This is a genomic window from Curtobacterium sp. UCD-KPL2560, from assembly GCF_001705035.1.
GTDB lineage: Bacteria > Actinomycetota > Actinomycetes > Actinomycetales > Microbacteriaceae > Curtobacterium.
Map to the genome: position 1 here is coordinate 55092 of NZ_MCIG01000007.1, position 16003 is coordinate 71094.

At 72.5% G+C, this 16003-nt stretch carries 13 protein-coding genes and 1 pseudogene; 5 read left to right on the forward strand and 9 right to left on the reverse strand.

Translation table 11 applies throughout. The annotated features are described in order from the left end of the window. Positions 1-40: 40 nt before the first annotated feature. From BEP24_RS03610 to BEP24_RS03650, 9 genes and pseudogenes are all read right to left on the reverse strand, one after another. On the reverse strand, positions 41-1915 hold the full coding sequence (locus BEP24_RS03610; protein WP_065960348.1) for an ABC transporter ATP-binding protein: 1875 nt from the start codon (positions 1913-1915) through the stop codon (positions 41-43). Between the two features lie 312 nt (positions 1916-2227). Next, on the reverse strand, positions 2228-3637 hold the full coding sequence (locus BEP24_RS03615; RefSeq protein ID WP_065960351.1) for an MFS transporter: 1410 nt from the start codon (positions 3635-3637) through the stop codon (positions 2228-2230). 278 nt (positions 3638-3915) lie between these two features. Continuing rightward, a pseudogene (gene ribA / locus BEP24_RS03620) lies at positions 3916-4539 on the reverse strand (GTP cyclohydrolase II); the annotation flags it as partial. A gap of 29 nt (positions 4540-4568) precedes the next feature. Beyond that, positions 4569-5633, reverse strand: coding sequence for a bifunctional diaminohydroxyphosphoribosylaminopyrimidine deaminase/5-amino-6-(5-phosphoribosylamino)uracil reductase RibD (gene ribD / locus BEP24_RS03625; protein WP_065960403.1), 1065 nt, complete (start codon positions 5631-5633; stop codon positions 4569-4571). Between the two features lie 100 nt (positions 5634-5733). Next, complete coding sequence (locus BEP24_RS03630; protein WP_065960355.1) at positions 5734-6315, reverse strand: GNAT family N-acetyltransferase; 582 nt, start codon at positions 6313-6315, stop codon at positions 5734-5736. 1 nt (position 6316) lies between these two features. Beyond that, the gene (trpS, locus tag BEP24_RS03635; protein ID WP_065960358.1) at positions 6317-7327 is read right to left on the reverse strand and encodes a tryptophan--tRNA ligase; all 1011 of its coding nucleotides are present in this window, start codon (positions 7325-7327) and stop codon (positions 6317-6319) included. A gap of 41 nt (positions 7328-7368) precedes the next feature. Continuing rightward, positions 7369-8211, reverse strand: coding sequence for an exodeoxyribonuclease III (locus tag BEP24_RS03640; RefSeq protein ID WP_065960360.1), 843 nt, complete (start codon positions 8209-8211; stop codon positions 7369-7371). Between the two features lie 192 nt (positions 8212-8403). After that, positions 8404-8676, reverse strand: coding sequence for an HPr family phosphocarrier protein (locus BEP24_RS03645; protein WP_065960361.1), 273 nt, complete (start codon positions 8674-8676; stop codon positions 8404-8406). Positions 8677-8751: 75 nt separating this feature from the next. Then, complete coding sequence (locus tag BEP24_RS03650) at positions 8752-9522, reverse strand: DeoR/GlpR family DNA-binding transcription regulator (RefSeq protein ID WP_065960363.1); 771 nt, start codon at positions 9520-9522, stop codon at positions 8752-8754. 338 nt (positions 9523-9860) lie between these two features. On the opposite strand from BEP24_RS03650, the gene ptsP reads away from it, so the two are divergent. The 5 genes from ptsP (at position 9861) to BEP24_RS03675 (ending at position 15943) form a co-directional block, all read left to right on the forward strand. After that, the gene (ptsP, locus tag BEP24_RS03655) at positions 9861-11516 is read left to right on the forward strand and encodes a phosphoenolpyruvate--protein phosphotransferase (RefSeq protein WP_065960365.1); all 1656 of its coding nucleotides are present in this window, start codon (positions 9861-9863) and stop codon (positions 11514-11516) included. An 88-nt stretch (positions 11517-11604) separates the two neighbouring features. Continuing rightward, a complete protein-coding gene (locus tag BEP24_RS03660; RefSeq protein WP_065960367.1) occupies positions 11605-13158 on the forward strand; it encodes a PTS mannitol transporter subunit IICB in 1554 nt (517 codons plus the stop codon). A 76-nt stretch (positions 13159-13234) separates the two neighbouring features. Further along, a complete protein-coding gene (locus tag BEP24_RS03665) occupies positions 13235-13672 on the forward strand; it encodes a PTS sugar transporter subunit IIA (protein ID WP_031274425.1) in 438 nt (145 codons plus the stop codon). After that, the gene (locus tag BEP24_RS03670) at positions 13669-14826 is read left to right on the forward strand and encodes a mannitol-1-phosphate 5-dehydrogenase (RefSeq protein WP_065960369.1); all 1158 of its coding nucleotides are present in this window, start codon (positions 13669-13671) and stop codon (positions 14824-14826) included. Before BEP24_RS03665 ends, BEP24_RS03670 begins: the two co-directional genes overlap by 4 nt. A 184-nt stretch (positions 14827-15010) precedes the next feature. Further along, on the forward strand, positions 15011-15943 hold the full coding sequence (locus BEP24_RS03675; protein WP_065960405.1) for an NADP-dependent oxidoreductase: 933 nt from the start codon (positions 15011-15013) through the stop codon (positions 15941-15943). The last annotated feature ends 60 nt before the right edge of the window (positions 15944-16003 follow it).

The following is a 16003-nucleotide window of genomic DNA, read 5'->3' on the forward strand; positions in this document are numbered from 1 at the left end:
GACCCCCGGGGCCGGACCGGCCGGGACCGCCCCCGGCGCCTCAGACCAGGAGCTGGTGCTTCGCCAGGTCGCGGTACAGCGGCGTGGACTGCACGAGCTCGGAGTGCGTCCCGGTCCCGACGACCCGGCCGTGCTCGAGCACGACGATGACGTCCGAGTCGACGACCGTGGACAGCCGGTGCGCGATCACGAGCAGCGTGCGGTCGGTGGCCACGGCGTCGATCGCGAGCCGCATCTTCTGCTCGTTCACGCCGTCGAGCGAGGACGTCGACTCGTCGAGCAGCAGGATCGGGGGAGCGGCGAGGAGCGCCCGGGCGATCGCGAGCCGCTGGCGTTCGCCACCGGACAGCATCACGCCGTCCTCGCCGACCTGTGCGTCGAGGCCGCGCGGGTCGCGGTGCAGGACGTCGCCGAGGTTCACCGCCTCGAGGACGCGCACGCACTCCTGCTCCGAGGCGTCGGGGGAGCCGAGCAGCAGGTTCGCCCGGATCGTGCCCGCGAGCACCGGGGCGTCCTGCTCGACGTAGCCGATCTGGGCGCGCAGCTCCGCGCGGTCGAGCCCGCGGACGTCCACGCCCCCGAGCCGGATCACCCCCGAGGTCGGGTCGTAGAAGCGCTCGATGAGCGCCAGGGTGGTCGACTTGCCGGCACCCGAGGGACCCACGAGCGCGACCCGGGCGCCGCGGGGCACCCGGAAGGAGACGTCGTCCAGCACCACGTCGTCGTCGGCGCCGGCGTCGGTGACCGGCACCGCGCCTCCAGGCCGGCCCGTCCCGCCGGCACCGCCGGCGGCCTCGGATCCGCCACCCGCACCGGCTGCACCGTCCGCACCCGACGTCCGCGCGTACCGGAAGGTGACGTGCTCGAAGGCGATCGCGTCGTCGGTCTCGATCGCCGGTGCGGTGCGGACCGCGGCGTCGTCCTGGTCCTCGGTCGGCAGGTGCAGGATCTCCTCGATCCGGCCGAGCGCCCCGAGTGCCTGCGCGACGGCGACGGCCGCGCCGAGCGCCTGTCCGAGCGGCATCACCATCATGAACAGCAGCAGGATGAACGTGATGAGCGTGGCGATGGTGATCTGCCCGGCGGCGACCTGCGCGCCGCCGACCCCGAGGACGGCGATGAACGCGACCTGCATGACGATGCTCGCGACCGGGACGACGAAGGCCGACATCTTCGCGATGTCGAGCCCGCGGCGGTAGGCCTCGGTGGCGTGGCCGTCGACCTCGGCGACCTCGCGCGCGGTGGCACCCGCGGCACGGATGGTCCGGACGGCGCCGATGCCGCGCTCGACCGCGGCGGTGAGGTCGCCGACCTTCTCCTGCGCGCGCTTCGAGGCGATCCGGATGCGCCGGCTGAGCCCGCCGACGACGACGATCGCGACGAGGACGATGACGACGGTGATGCCGAGCAGCAGCGGGTCGATGACCGCCATCGCGATGATCGCGCCGACGAAGGTGAGCGCGCCGCCGATCGACTCGATCAGGCCCTGGGTGAGCACGGCCCGCAGCAGTGTGGTGTCGCTGCCGACGCGGGACACGAGGTCGCCGGTGCGGCGGGTGTCGAACTCCGAGATCGGCAGGTTGAGGATGCGCGCGATGAGCTTGCGGCGCGTCGAGAGCACGACGCCCTCGCCCGCGCGCTGGAGCAGGAAGTGCTGGACGCCGTTCAGCAGTCCGGACACGAGCACCAGGGCCACGAGCGCCCAGACGAGCACCGAGAGCGTGTGCCCGTGCTGCACCGCGGTGACGACCTGGTTCACGAGCAGCGGCTGCGCGAGGGACGCCCCGGCGCCGAGGACGCTCAGCACGATGATGACGACCATCGCGGGCTTGTTCTCGAACAGGTAGGTCAGCAGACGGCCGAAGCTGGCACGGGGCCCGTCGGACTGCTTCCGGCGTGTGAAGGGGAGGCTCATCGTTCCTGGTTCCTGCCGCCCGGGCGGGGTGTGGCGGCCGCCGACCATCCTCGCACCGACCGGTGGGTGCGCGCTGCGCGCGGGCCGCTCACGTCGGTCGGGGGCCCTCCCGACCACGCGTCGTCGAGTGGGTGGACCGGCGCGGACGGCGGGTGGCGTGCGGTGGACGCGACCCGACGTCGGACGGCGGGTGGCGTGCGGTGGACGCGACCCGACGTCGGACGGCGGGTGGCGTGCGGTGGACGCGACCCGACGTCGGACGGGAGGCGCGGTGCCGGCCCGCACCGCGCCTCCCGTCCGCAGGGGGTCGCGTCAGCGACCCGTGGTCGCGCCGTCCTGCGCGGTCACGTCGGCGTCGCCGAGCCGCGCGTGCTTCGTCTCGCGCACGAAGAGCAGGGCGACGAACGTCACCACCGCGGCGGCCGTCAGGTAGAGCCCGACCAGGAAGATGTTCCCGTCCGGCTGCCACAGCTTCAGCGCGATCGTGGGTGCGAGCGAGGCGCCGATGATCGATGCGATGTTGTACGCCAACGCGGAACCGGTGTAGCGGACGTTCGTCGGGAAGAGCTCGGGCAGGAGCGCACCCATCGGGCCGAAGGTCAGGCCCATGAGCGACAGCCCGACGACGAGGAACGTGACGACGGTGATCGGTCCGGTGGCGGCGGCGAACCAGAACTGGAACGTCAGGCCGAACAGGGCGATGCCGACCGTGGTCGGGATGAGCGTGCGGCGACGGCCGTACTTGTCGGCCAGCCAGCCCGCGATGGGCGTGCAGATGCCGAAGAACACGACGCCGATCATGAGCAGCGTGAGGAACTCGCCGCGGCTGTAGCCGAGCCCGAGCTTCACGAGCGGGGTCGGCTCGGCGGGGTTCGTGCCGTAGTTGAGCGTGAACGTGGTCATGAAGTAGAAGAGGACGTACGTCGCGACCATGCCGAAGGTGCCGACGATGACGGCCTTCCACGAGGTGCGGAACACCCGGCCGAGGGGGACCTTGGCGACCGAGCCGGTCTCCTGCACGTCGCGGAACACCGGGGACTCGACGAGCTTGAACCGTACGTAGAGGCCGACGAGCACGAGGACGGCGGAGAGCAGGAACGGGATGCGCCAGCCCCACGCCTGGAAGTCGGCGTTCGGGGTGCCGTCCGCACCGGCGGGCATCGCGGCGTTGATCGCGATGAACAGGCCGTTGGCGAGCAGGAAGCCGATCGGCGCGCCGAGCTGCGGCATCGAGCCGAACACGCCGCGCTTGCCCTCGGGGGCGTTCTCGGTCGCGAGCAGGGCCGCGCCGGACCACTCACCGCCGAGCCCGACGCCCTGCGCGAAGCGGAGCACGGCGAGCAGCACGGGCGCCAGGACCCCCACGCTGCCGAAGGTCGGCAGGCAGCCGATCAGGAACGTGGCGGCGCCCATCACGAGCAGGGACGCGACGAGCGTGGCCTTGCGGCCGATGCGGTCACCGAAGTGCCCGAACAGGACCGACCCGACGGGCCGGGCGAAGAACGCGAGCGCGAACGTGACGAACGAGGACAGCTGCGAGGCCGTCGGGTCCTCGTTCGGGAAGAACAGCGTCGGGAAGACGAGGACGGCGGCGGTCGCGTAGACGTAGAAGTCGTAGAACTCGATCGACGTGCCGACGAGGCTGGCGATGACGACCCGCGAGCGCGGGTTCGTCGCCGGAGCGGTGTCGGTGGTGGACGGGGTGGCCGGTGCGGCGGACATGGGGCACGGACTTTCGCGGGGAGCGCTCGGGCGAGCGCGGCGGTGTCCCGAAGCTGCGGACACCGATCGGCTCGCGCGGGGTGGCGCGGGCACCGGTCGGGTGCGTTCGGTTGGGGAGGACCGCTCGTGACGGAGCACCCAGGCTACGACACATGTCGGCCACCTGCGAATCCGCCGAGGAACCGCCGTGTGGGTCCGCGCAGGGCGGACCGTCGCTGCTGCTGCTGCTGCTGCTGCTGCTGCTGCCGGTCAGCTCGCGGTGCTGGTGCCGGTGCCGCTCAGCTCGCGGCGCCGGTCTGCAGGTGCGCGGGGAGCTGGTGGCCCATCCGGTCGCGCTTGGTGTCGAGGTAACCGGCGTTCTGCGCGACGACGCCCACGACCAGGGGCACGAGCGCCTCGACCGTGATGCCGTGCTCCTCGAGCTGGCGGCGCTTCTCGGGGTTGTTCGACAGCAGGCGGACGCTCGTGATGCCCATGTCGGCGAGGATGCCGGCCGCACCGCCGTACTCGCGGGAGTCGGCGGGCAGCCCGAGCGCGAGGTTCGCGTCGAGGGTGTCCAGGCCGTCCTCCTGCAGGCGGTACGCCTTGAGCTTGTTGATGAGGCCGATGCCGCGCCCCTCCTGCCCGCGCAGGTACACGACGATCCCGCCCTCGACGGCGATCGTGTCCAGGGCGGCGTCGAGCTGCGGCCCGCACTCGCACTTCAGCGACCCGAAGGCCTCGCCGGTCAGGCACTCCGAGTGCACGCGGACGAGCGCGCCGTCGGTCGGCATGGACCCGTCGGCCCCGCGGCCGATGATCGCGACGTGCTCGGCGCCGGTGACGAGGTCACGGTAGGCGCGCATCTCGAAGGTGCCGTGCGTCGTCGGGACGGTCGTGGCGACCTCGAAGCGGACCGGGCTGCCGGGGCTGGGGGAGGTGCGGGGGTCGGTCATGGGGTGCTCCGGTCGGTACGGGCCCCGCCGTCACCGTGCTGTCCGACCGCGGGCTGCTCGACACGGGGTCGAACGCGGTGCGGTCGGGCACGGACCAGCAGGTCGGGGCCGAGGCTGGTGGTCGATGTCACGTCCAACTGGTGGCGCTCGCCGATGCTTCCCACGCCGACGTCGCCGAGGGCGGTGCGGGGACCGCCGAGCAGCACGGGCGCGAGGTACACGAGGACCTCGTCGACGAGGCCCGCGGCGACGAGGGCGGACGCGATGGTCGGGCCGCCCTCGACGAGGACGGAGTGGACGCCGTGGTCCCGCAGGCCGTGCAGCGCCGCGGACAGGTCGTGGCCCGGCAGGACGAGCAGTCCGCGCGGGTGGCGGCGGACGGCGGCGTCGGCGGGGACCGGGCGGTCGCCGAGCACGACGGGGAGCGGCTGGTCGGCGAGCAGTTCGCCGCCGTCGCCGCGCGCGGTGAGGCTCGGGTCGTCGGCGAGGACCGTGCCCGTGCCGACGAGGATGGCGTCGTGGGCGGCCCGCTGCTCGTGCACGTGCTGCCGTGCGGCGGTCCCGGTGATCCACTTGCTCGTACCGTCGGCGGCGGCAGCGCGGCCGTCCAGGCTCGACGCCCACTTCACGGTCACCCAGGGCCGGCCCTGGCGCACCGACAGGAGCCAGCGCTCGAGGAACGCCTCGGCCTCGTCGGCGAGGACCCCGGACACGACCTCGACGCCGGCGGCGCGGAGGCGGTCGGCACCACCGCGGGCCTGCACCCCGGGGTCGTCGACGGCGTAGACGACGCGGCCGATGCCGGCCTCGACGAGGGCCACGGCGCACGGGCCGGTGCGGCCGGTGTGGTTGCAGGGTTCGAGGGTCACGACCGCGGTCGCACCGCGCAGCTGCTCGGCGGGCACCTTCGCCATCGCGTCGACCTCGGCGTGCGGGGTCCCGGCGCCCTTGTGCCAGCCCTCGGCGAGGACGTCACCGGCGGGGGAGAGGATCACCGCACCCACCCGGGCGTGGTCGCCGACCGCCGGCCCGAGCGCGGCGAGCTGGAGCGCACGCCGCATGGCTCGGACCTCGGCCGGACGAGCCGACGGAGCGGTGGTGGTGGTCACGCTCCGACACTACCCACCGCCGTTCGGTGACGCGTCACCGTGCTGTCCCCTGTCAGCGAACGTCGCCGGGGCGTCCGACCACCGCTGCGGGCCACGGACGGTCGGAGGCCGGTGCGCCGTCGGCACGACGGAGCCCGGTCCAGGCGGTCGTCGGGCCGCCGTCGCGGTCGGGGACGCGGGCCGGCGCGGTCCCGGTGTACGAGAACCCGGCGCGGCGGGCGACCCGGGCGGAGCCGGTGTTGCCCTCCCAGCACTCCCAGTACACGTCGGGTGCTCCCTGGGAGAACGCCCACGCGACCACGAGCTCGACCGCCTCGTGCACCAGTCCGGCACCGCGCGCGGACGGGGCCAGCCAGAAGCCGAGACCCCGGTACGACGTGCGGTAGCTGACGACCCCCTCGAGCCAGGTCGACCCGGTGCGGCGGATCGCCCACGTGTACTCCTGGTCGGACGCCCACCCGGGGCCGACCAGGGCGTCGACGAAGGACCGCGCGTGGTGCTCCGTGTACGGCGTCGGCACCGTGGTCCAGCGGACGACGTCGGGGTCCTGGCAGCCCGCCGTGATCGCCGCGGTGTCGGCCCGGGTGGGCACGTCGAGGCGCACCCGGGCCGACGACAGCGTGACGGGCAGCACGTCAGCGCCGGGTGCGGGGCACGAAGCCGATGCGGTCGTACACCCGCGCGAGCGTCGACTCGGCGATCGACTCGGCACGCTCGGCTCCGAGGGCGAGCAGCCGGTCGAGCTCGGCCGGGTCGTCCAGGAGTTCGAGGGTGCGTGCACGCACCGGCTCGAGCTCGGCGACGACCGCGTCGGCGACCTCGCCCTTCAGGTCGCCGTAGCCCTTGCCGACGAAGGACGCCTCGAGCTCGGCCACCGGCGTGCGGGTGAACGCCGACAGGATCGCGAGCAGGTTCGTCACACCCGGCTTCGCCTGGCGGTCGGCGCGGATCTCGCGTTCGGTGTCGGTGACGGCCGAGCGGATCTTCTTGGCCGTGCGCTTCGGGTCGTCGAGCAGCCGGACGAGGCCGTTGTCGGACGCGGCCGACTTGCTCATCTTGCTGGTCGGGTCCTGCAGGTCGTAGATGCGGGCCGTCTCGGTCCCGATCTGCGCCTTCGGCACGACGAAGGTGTCGCCGAACCGGGAGTTGAACCGGGTCGCGAGGTCGCGCGTGAGCTCGACGTGCTGCCGCTGGTCGTCGCCCACGGGCACCACGGCGGTGTCGTACAGCAGGATGTCCGCGGCCATCAGGATCGGGTACGTGAACAGGCCCACCGAGGCGGCCTCGGCGCCCTGGCGCGCGGACTTGTCCTTGAACTGGGTCATCCGGCTCGCCTCGCCGAAGCCGGTGAGGGTGTTGAGCACCCAGGCCAGCTCGGCGTGCGCCGGGACGTGCGACTGCACGAACAGCGTCGACTTCGCCGGGTCGATGCCCGAGGCGATGTACTGCGCGGCCGTCGCCCGGGTGCTCGCGCGGAGCTCGGCCGGGTCCTGCGGCGAGGTGATCGCGTGCATGTCGACCACGCAGTAGATGGCGTCGTGGTCGTCCTGCAGGTCGCGCCACTGCATGAGCGCCCCGACGTAGTTGCCGAGGTGGAGGGACCCGGCAGAGGGCTGGATCCCGGAGAAGATGCGCGTCTTGGTCATGGCGGTGTCCTGGTGGTGCGTGGTGCTGGGTGGGAGGAGGGTCAGAGCTCGTAGTCGACGACCACGGGGGCGTGGTCGGACCATCGCTGGTCGTACGCGTCGGCCCGGTCGACCGTGTAGGTGCGGACCTTCTCGGCGAGCTCGGGGGTGGCGACCTGGTAGTCGATGCGCCAGCCGGAGTCGTTGTCGAAGGCCTGTCCGCGCCACGACCACCACGTGTAGGGGCCGGGGACGTCGCCGGCCTGTGCGCGTCCGACGTCCACCCAGCCGAGGCCCGGGCCGGTGGAGCCGTCGGCGCCCTCGACCGCTTCGCCCTCGGCCCCGAAGAACCGCGAGAAGTAGGCACGCTCGCGGGGGAGGAACCCGGCGCGCTTGACGTTGCCCTTCCAGTTCTTGATGTCGCGCTCGTCGTGACCGACGTTGAGGTCACCGACGACGACCGCGAGCGGGTTGTGCGCGCGGAGGGCGGGCAGCCGCTCCGTCATCGCGTCGAGGAACTTCCACTTCTCGTCCTGCTTCTCGGTGCCGACCTCGCCCGAGTGCACGTACGCCGAGACGACCGTGACGGTGCTGTCGCCGACCTCGTAGTCGGCTTCGATCCAGCGTCCGGCGGAGTCGAACTCGGCGGGACCGAGCTCGACCCGGTGCAGGTGCGCGCGCTTGCGGGAGGCGATCGCGACGCCGGCGCGGCCCTTCGCCGTCGCCGGGTCGTGCACGACGTCCCACTCGTCGCCGAGCAGTCCGGTCAGGTCGTCGGTCGAGGCGCGGACCTCCTGCAGGGCGAGCACGTCGACGTCACGGGTGGCGAGCCAGTCGCCCATGCCCTTCCGGAACGCGGCGCGGACGCCGTTCACGTTGACGGATGCGAGGCGCAGGCGTGTCATGCCGACCACCTTATCGGCGGGCGCCGACGGCCCGGTCCGGACCGCGGACGCGGCAGCGGGCCGGCGGGTCAGCGGGACGACGGACGCGGTCGGCGCGGTGGACCGGCCGGACGACGGACGGGAGGCGCGGTGCCAGCTGGCACCGCGCCTCCCGTCCGTCCGGTGGTCGCGTCGAGGACGCGACCTGCGCGCTCAGGCGGCGTCGTGGTCCGTCTGCAGGAACTCGACCAGGCTGTCCGCGGTCGCCTCGGCGTCGTCGCCGGTCACCGTGAGGACGACCTCGTCGCCGTTCTCGATGCCCAGGCCGAGCAGGGCGAGGATGCTGCCGGCGTTGCCGGACTTGTCGCCCTTGGCGATCGTCACCTGGTGGCCGGACGCGGTGACGGTCTGGACGAAGAGGGAGGCCGGGCGGGCGTGCAGGCCGGAGGCGCTCGCGACGGTGACGGTACGGGTGGCTTCGGACATCGATGTGCTCCTGTCGACGGGTGGTGCGCTCATGCTAGCGAGCGCGCGGTGGGGGTTCCGGGCGTGCCCGGACGGTCAGTCGCGGCCGGGCCAGAGGACCTCGGTGCCGGCGGCCTCGACCTCGCGCACGAGGTCGGCGTTGACCGCGGGGTCGGTGATGATCGTGTCGATCGCGGCGAGCGGTGCGACACGGCCGAACTCCTCGCGACCGAACTTCGTGTGGTCGGCGAGCAGGATGCTCCGACGGGCGGCCTTGATCATCGCGCTCTTCACGGCGGCCTCGGCGACGTTGTGCGTGGTCAGGCCGCGCTCGGGCGTGATGCCGTTGATGCTGATGAAGGCGACGTCGACGCTCACCATGCCGATGAGCTGGTGCGTCCAGGTGCCGACACCGGCGAGCGAGTCGCTGCGGATGTTCCCGCCGAGCAGGTGCAGGTCGATGCCGGCCCGGTTCGCGACCGCCATCGCGACGGGCAACGAGTGCGTGACGACCGTGAGGCCGCGGTCGGTGGGCAGCATCTCGGCGAGGCAGATCGTCGACGTGCCGGCGTCGATCATCACCGACCCGTTCTCGGGCAGCTCCTCGAGCGCGGCCTCGGCGATGACCATCTTCTCGGCCTGGTTGATGCCGCCGCGGTCGCCGACGCCGGGGTGCAGCGTGATGCGCTCGACCGGGATCGCCCCGCCGTGCGCCCGACGGACCAGCCCGCGGCGCTCGAGGCTCGTGAGGTCGCGCCGGATCGTCTCCGGGGTGACGGCGAGCAGTTCGGCCAGGTCCTTCACGTCGACACGGCCGTGCGCGCGTGCCTGCTCGACGATGCGCTGGTGGCGCTCTGGTGCGTACATGGACCTCGTCGTCTCGGTCGGGGCTGGGGTGCTGGGGTGCTGGGGTGCTGGGGTGCTGGTGGCGCTGGCGGTGCTCCGGACGCTCGGGGTGCGGTGCGTTCCCGGCGTGCTCGGAACGGAACGGACACGACCGGGCACGATCGCGTCGGATCGCCCGTCGGATGATCGTCCGGCAGACGCAAACGGGCATCTGTTTCTGCATTTTTATCCCCGGATGTGTTTGTTTGTCAACGTGGATCGGGGTAGGGTTGCGTCCACGCCGCCGCGGTCGGGTTCCTTCTGATGCGCTGCGACGCGCACCCACCACCGCACCTCCGTGTGAGATGAAGGAGTCTCGAATGACCGAACTGCTCGGCACCGGCGTCGGCCGTGGCGTCGCCCACGGCCCCGTGCTCCGCATGGCGGACCCGCTCGGCGAACCGTCGACGGCACCGCTCGAGGGTTCGGCCGCGGATGCGAAGCAGGCGGTCCACGACGCACTCGCCGTCGTCGCGGACGACCTCAACAAGCGCGGGGCGCTCGCCGGTGGCGACGCCCAGGCCGTGCTCGAGGCGCAGGCGCTCATGGCGCAGGACCCGACCCTGCTCGACGACGTGCACGCCCGCATCGACGGAGGCACCAACCCCGAGCGCGCCGTGTTCGAGGCCTTCGGTCAGTTCCGCGACCTGCTCGTCGGCATGGGCGGCTACATGGGGGAGCGCGCGGCCGACCTCGACGACGTCGCCCAGCGCATCGTCGCCAAGCTCCGCGGCGTCCCGGCCCCCGGCGTCCCCGAGTCCGACACCCCCTTCGTGCTCGTCGCCCGCGACCTCGCACCGGCCGACACCGCCCTGCTCGACCTGGACAAGGTGCTCGCACTCGTCACCCGCGACGGCGGCCCGACCTCGCACACGGCGATCCTCGCCCGGGCGAAGGGCATCACGGCCATCGTCGGCGTCACCGGCGCGGACGCCCTCGCCGACGGCACGCACGTGGTCGTCGACGCCGCGGCCGGCACCGTCGTCACCGACCCGTCGGACGCGCTCGTCGCCGACGTCGACCAGCGCATCGCCGACCGCCTGGCCGCCGCGGCCGCACCGCTCACCGCCGGTGCCCTCGCCGACGGCCACACCGTCCCCCTCCTCGCGAACCTCGGCAGCCCCGCCGACGCCGCGGGAGCCGTCGCTCTCGGTGCGGAGGGCGTGGGGCTCTTCCGCACCGAGTTCCTCTTCCTCGACGCGCCGACCGCACCGACCGTCGCGCAGCAGACCGAGTCGTACCGACAGCTGCTCGAGGCGTTCCCCGGCAAGAAGGTCGTCGTGCGCGCGCTCGACGCCGGCGCCGACAAGCCCCTGCCGTTCCTCACCGACAAGGACGAGGAGAACCCGGCGCTCGGCCGTCGCGGGCTGCGGGCCCTCCGCAACCACGAGGAGGTGCTGCGTGACCAGCTCACCGCCCTCGCGCAGGCCGACGCCCAGACCGAGGCCGACCTCTGGGTGATGGCCCCGATGGTCGCCGACGCCGAGGAGACCGAGTACTTCGTCGACCTGGCCCGTGAGCTCGGCATCCGCACCGCGGGTGTCATGGCCGAGGTGCCCTCGCTCGCGCTCATGGCCGAGCAGGTCTTCACGTCCGCTGACTTCGTGTCCATCGGCACGAACGACCTGACCCAGTACACGATGGCCGCCGACCGCATGCTCGGCACCGTCGCGAGCTACCAGGACCCGTGGCACCCGGCCGTCCTGCGCCTCGTCGCGCAGCTCGGCCAGGCCGGCCGCGACGCCGGCAAGCCCGTGGGCATCTGCGGCGAGGCCGCGGCCGACCCGCTGCTCGCCGTCGTCCTCGTCGGCCTCGGCGCCACCACCCTCTCCATGACCCCCGCGGCCCTGGCCGACGTGCGCGCCGAACTCGGCAAGCACACGCTCGACCAGGCCCGCGAGATGGCGACGGCGGCACTCGCCGCGAGCACCGCGGCGGCGGCCAAGACCGCCGCGGCTGCCGCGCACGCCGCCTAGCCGCAGCACCACCGCAGCACCCGACCCACCAGCAGCACCGCACCACCTCCCTCCACCACTGCAGCACCCATCACAGAAAGCCAGGCACATGACAACGTCGTCCGTTGCAGCGCCCGACGCTCCCGCGAAGTCGCGGGGTGGCGCACGCGTCGCCGTGCAGAAGTTCGGCACGTTCCTCTCCGGCATGGTGATGCCGAACATCGCGATCTTCATCGCGTGGGGCCTCATCACCGCGTTCTTCATCGAGACCGGCTGGACGCCCGTGGGCGTCCTCGGTGGCTTCGGGGAGACGAACGGGGTCGCGAACATCGGCCTCGTCAGCCCGATCCTGACGTACCTCATCCCGCTCGCGATCGCCTTCCAGGGCGGCCGCATGATCTACGAGACCCGCGGCGCCGTCGTCGGGTCGATCATGGCCATGGGCGTCATCATCGGCGCCAACGGCACGATCATGATCCTCGGCGCGATGATCTGCGGGCCCCTCGGCGCGTGGCTCATCAAGCAGATCGACAAGATCTGGGACGGCAAGATCAAGCCCGGCTTCGAGATGCTCGTGAACAACTACGCGGCCGGCATCCTCGGCTTCGTGCTCGCGCTCATCGGCTTCTTCTGGCTGGCGCCCCTGTTCAAGCTCATCGCGGAGGGCCTCGGCGCCGCCGTGAAGTTCCTCGTCGACAGCTCGCTCCTGCCGCTCGCGAGCGTCATCATCGAGCCCGCCAAGGTCTTCTTCCTCAACAACGCCATCAACCACGGCGTGCTCGACCAGCTCGGCGCGCAGCAGGTGCAGCAGTCCGGCAAGAGCATCCTGTTCCTGCTCGAGGCGAACCCCGGCCCCGGCCTCGGCATCCTGCTCGCCTTCACCTTCTTCGGTGTCGGCATCGCCCGCTCGACCGCCCCCGGCGCGATCCTCATCCAGTTCTTCGGCGGCATCCACGAGATCTACTTCCCGTACGTGCTGCAGAAGCCGGTGCTGTTCATCGCCGTGATCCTCGGTGGTGCCACGGGCGTCGCCACGAACGTCGCGTTCCAGTCCGGCCTCGTCGCCCCCGCGTCGCCCGGCTCGATCTTCGCGGTCCTCACCGCGACGGCGAAGGACAGTTTCGTCGGCGTCATCCTGTCGGTCGTGCTGTCCGCAGCGGTCTCGTTCGCGGTCGCGTCGTTCTTCCTGCTCGCCAGCCGCAAGCGCGACCTGGCGAACGGTGGCGGCGACATGTCCGCCGCGATGGCGAAGCTCCAGGCGAACAAGGGCCGCGACGTGAACGCCGCGACCTCGGGCCTGCTCGGCACCAACGCGCCGGCCACCGACGAGGAGGCCGAGGCCACGCTCGGCGGCGTCGGGTCGGCGACGACCACGGCGACCCGCGTGCAGAACGTCGTGTTCGCCTGCGACGCCGGCATGGGGTCGAGCGCGATGGGCGCCAGCGTCCTCCGCAACAAGGTGAAGAAGGCCGGCATCGAAGGGGTCACGGTCGTCAACAAGGCGATCGCGAACCTCGACGGCACCGAGGACCTCGTCATCACCCAGGAGGAGCTGACCGACCGGGCGAAGCAGAAGGTCCCGAACGCACAGCACGTGTCGGTCGGCAACTTCATGAACGCGCCGCAGTACGACCAGGTCGTCGACCAGCTCAAGAACCAGTAACACAGTGCAGTATCGGAGGGGACGGGTGCAGACCCGTCCCCTCCATCACGTTCCGCCAGAAGAAGGAGAACCCCCGATGCCCGTCCTGCAGGAGAGCCAGATCCGCATCCACACCGAGGACACCGCCCCGACCAAGTCGGAGGCGATGAAGGAGGCGGCCGAGATCCTCGAGGCGGCGGGCGCGGTCACGGCCGACTACTACCCGGCCATGCTCGAGCGCGAGAAGAGCGTCTCGACGTACATGGGCAACTTCCTCGCGATCCCGCACGGCACGAACGACGCGAAGGACGCCATCAAGTCGTCCGCGCTGTCGTTCATCCGCTACGCCACCCCGATCGACTGGGACGGCAACCCCGTGCGCTTCGTCGTCGGCATCGCGGGCGTGAACAACGAGCACCTCGACATCCTGTCCAAGATCGCGATCGTGTTCTCGGACGAGGACGAGGTCCAGAAGCTCACCGACGCCCCCGACACCGCGGCGATCCTCGCGATCCTCGGCGAGGTCAACGAGTGACCACCGGTACCGCGGTCCACTTCGGCGCCGGCAACATCGGCCGCGGTTTCGTCGGGCTCCTGCTCCACGAGGCCGGCTACGAGGTCGTCTTCGCCGACGTCGCCGCCCCGCTCATCGACGCCCTCGCCGCCGCCGACTCGTACACCGTGCACGAGGTCGGCCAGGGTGCGCAGGACCACGTCGTCACGGGCTTCCGTGCCGTGAACAGCGCGCAGGACGAGGACGGCGTGGTGGCCGAGGTCGCAGCGGCCGACGTCGTCACGTGCGCCGTCGGTCCGACGGTCCTGAAGTTCATCGCCCCGGTCATCGCCCGTGCCCTCGTGCAGCGCCCGGCCGACGCCGCGCCGCTCGCCGTGATGGCGTGCGAGAACGCGATCAACGCGACCGACCGGCTCCGCGAGTTCATCGTCGACGCGCTCCCCGCCGAGTCGCGCGACGAGGCACTCGCCAAGGCCGTGTTCGCGAACACCGCGGTCGACCGGATCGTCCCGGCCCAGCCCGAGGGCGGCGGCCTCGACGTCACGGTCGAGACCTACTTCGAGTGGGCGATCGACCGCACCCCGTTCGACGGCCACGAGCCGACGATCCCGGGTGCGCACTACGTCGACGGCCTCGCCGCGTCGATCGAGCGCAAGCTGTTCACGGTCAACACCGGCCACGCCACGGTGGCGTACCACGGCTTCCTCGCCGGGGCCGACAAGATCTCCGACGCGATCGCGATCCCGGCGGTGCGCTCGGCGCTCGAGTCGGTGCTCGCCGAGACGAGCGACCTGCTCGTCCGCCGCCACGAGCTCGACCCCGAGGTGCACCGCTCCTACGTCCAGGCGATCATCGGCCGGTTCGAGAACCCGCACCTGCCGGACACCGTGACCCGCGTCGGGCGTCAGCCGCTCCGCAAGCTGTCGCGCGACGAGCGCTTCGTCTCGCCCGCGGCCGCCCTCGCCGAGGACGGCACCGAGCCCACGGCGCTGCTGGACGCGATGGGCGCCGCCCTCCGCTTCGACGTCGCCGACGACGAGCAGAGCGTCGAGCTGCAGCAGCTGCTGCACTCGGACCGCGCGGACGCCGACGTCGCGAGCGAGATCACCGGACTCGACGCGCAGCACCCGCTGCACGCCGCGTTCGCCGAGCGGGTGCGCGCCGCGCGCGCCTGAGACGCGACCACCCCACGAGACGGGAGGCGCGGTGCCGGCTGGCACCGCGCCTCCCGTTCGTCCGTGGTCGCGCCCGTCGCGACCCGCAGTCGGGACGCGGGATGTCTGCGAGGCCGGCGGAGGCCACCGGATACCCGTGGCCGCGCTCGGCGGCCGCGTGGGGGTCCGGCGTAGCGTCGACGGCATGGCGAAGCACTGGGTGGCACCGCGGTTCGGCGGCAGCGAGGTCCTGGAACTGGTCGACACCGAGGTCCCGGAACCCGGGCCCGGCGAGGTCACGATCGACGTCCGCGCCGCCGGCGTGAACCCCGCGGACACGAAGCACGTCCGGCAGGGCGACCCGGCGGACCTGCCGGTGCCGATCGGCTACGAGGTCGCCGGCGTGCTCAGCACCGTCGGACCCGACACGGAGATCGCCTCCGGCGGGGGAGCGGTCGGCGACGAGGTCCTGGCGTTCCGCGTCTCGGGTGGCTGGGCGGAACGCATCACCGTGCCCGCCGCCGACGTCTTCGCCAAGCCCGCCGCGCTCGGCTTCGCCGAGGCGGCCAACCTGCTCCTCGCCGCGACCACCGCCGCCGACATGATCCGCGTCACGCGTGCGGAGGGACGCGACACGGTGGTCGTGCACGGCGCGTCCGGTGCGGTCGGCGTGAGCCTGCTGCAGCTGCTCCGCCCGCTCGGCACGCGCGTGATCGGCACCGCCTCCGAGCGCAACGCCGACACCGTCCGACGCTTCGGTGGCGAGTGGGTCGCGTACGGCGACGGACTGGAGGCACGCATCCGTGACCGCGCACCCGACGGTGTCGACGTGGCACTGGACTGCGTCGGGACCGACGAGGCCGTCGACGTCTCGCTCGCCCTGGTCGCGGACCGCAGCCGCATCGTCACGATCGCGGCCCCCGGCCGCGCGCAGTCCGACGGTATCCGTGCCGTCGGCGGTGCGCAGCCCGAGAGCGCTGCGTTCCGGGACTCGGTGCGCCAGCGCCTGATCGACCTCGCCGGGGCCGGGGAGCTCGAGGTCCCGGTGGCACGGACCTTCCCGCTCGCCGAGGCCCTCGCCGCGGTGCACCTGCTCGAGTCGCAGCACCCGGGCGGGAAGCTCGCGCTGCTGCCCTGAGGCCGGGGACTCCGGGACCCCGAGATCCCCGGCGCTCGCGCGTCCGCCGCGCGTCCTCCG

What these genes read in the sequence shown, in the direction of transcription:
- BEP24_RS03610 (WP_065960348.1), bottom strand. Translation starts at nt 1,915, where the DNA reads ATGAGCCTCCCCTTCACACGCCGGAAGCAGTCCGACGGGCCCCGTGCC.
- BEP24_RS03615 (WP_065960351.1), bottom strand. Translation starts at nt 3,637, where the DNA reads ATGTCCGCCGCACCGGCCACCCCGTCCACCACCGACACCGCTCCGGCG.
- ribD (WP_065960403.1), bottom strand. Translation starts at nt 5,633, where the DNA reads ATGCGGCGTGCGCTCCAGCTCGCCGCGCTCGGGCCGGCGGTCGGCGAC.
- trpS (WP_065960358.1), bottom strand. Translation starts at nt 7,327, where the DNA reads ATGACCAAGACGCGCATCTTCTCCGGGATCCAGCCCTCTGCCGGGTCC.
- BEP24_RS03640 (WP_065960360.1), bottom strand. Translation starts at nt 8,211, where the DNA reads ATGACACGCCTGCGCCTCGCATCCGTCAACGTGAACGGCGTCCGCGCC.
- BEP24_RS03645 (WP_065960361.1), bottom strand. Translation starts at nt 8,676, where the DNA reads ATGTCCGAAGCCACCCGTACCGTCACCGTCGCGAGCGCCTCCGGCCTG.
- BEP24_RS03650 (WP_065960363.1), bottom strand. Translation starts at nt 9,522, where the DNA reads ATGTACGCACCAGAGCGCCACCAGCGCATCGTCGAGCAGGCACGCGCG.
- ptsP (WP_065960365.1), top strand. Translation starts at nt 9,861, where the DNA reads ATGACCGAACTGCTCGGCACCGGCGTCGGCCGTGGCGTCGCCCACGGC.
- BEP24_RS03660 (WP_065960367.1), top strand. Translation starts at nt 11,605, where the DNA reads ATGACAACGTCGTCCGTTGCAGCGCCCGACGCTCCCGCGAAGTCGCGG.
- BEP24_RS03665 (WP_031274425.1), top strand. Translation starts at nt 13,235, where the DNA reads ATGCCCGTCCTGCAGGAGAGCCAGATCCGCATCCACACCGAGGACACC.
- BEP24_RS03675 (WP_065960405.1), top strand. Translation starts at nt 15,011, where the DNA reads ATGGCGAAGCACTGGGTGGCACCGCGGTTCGGCGGCAGCGAGGTCCTG.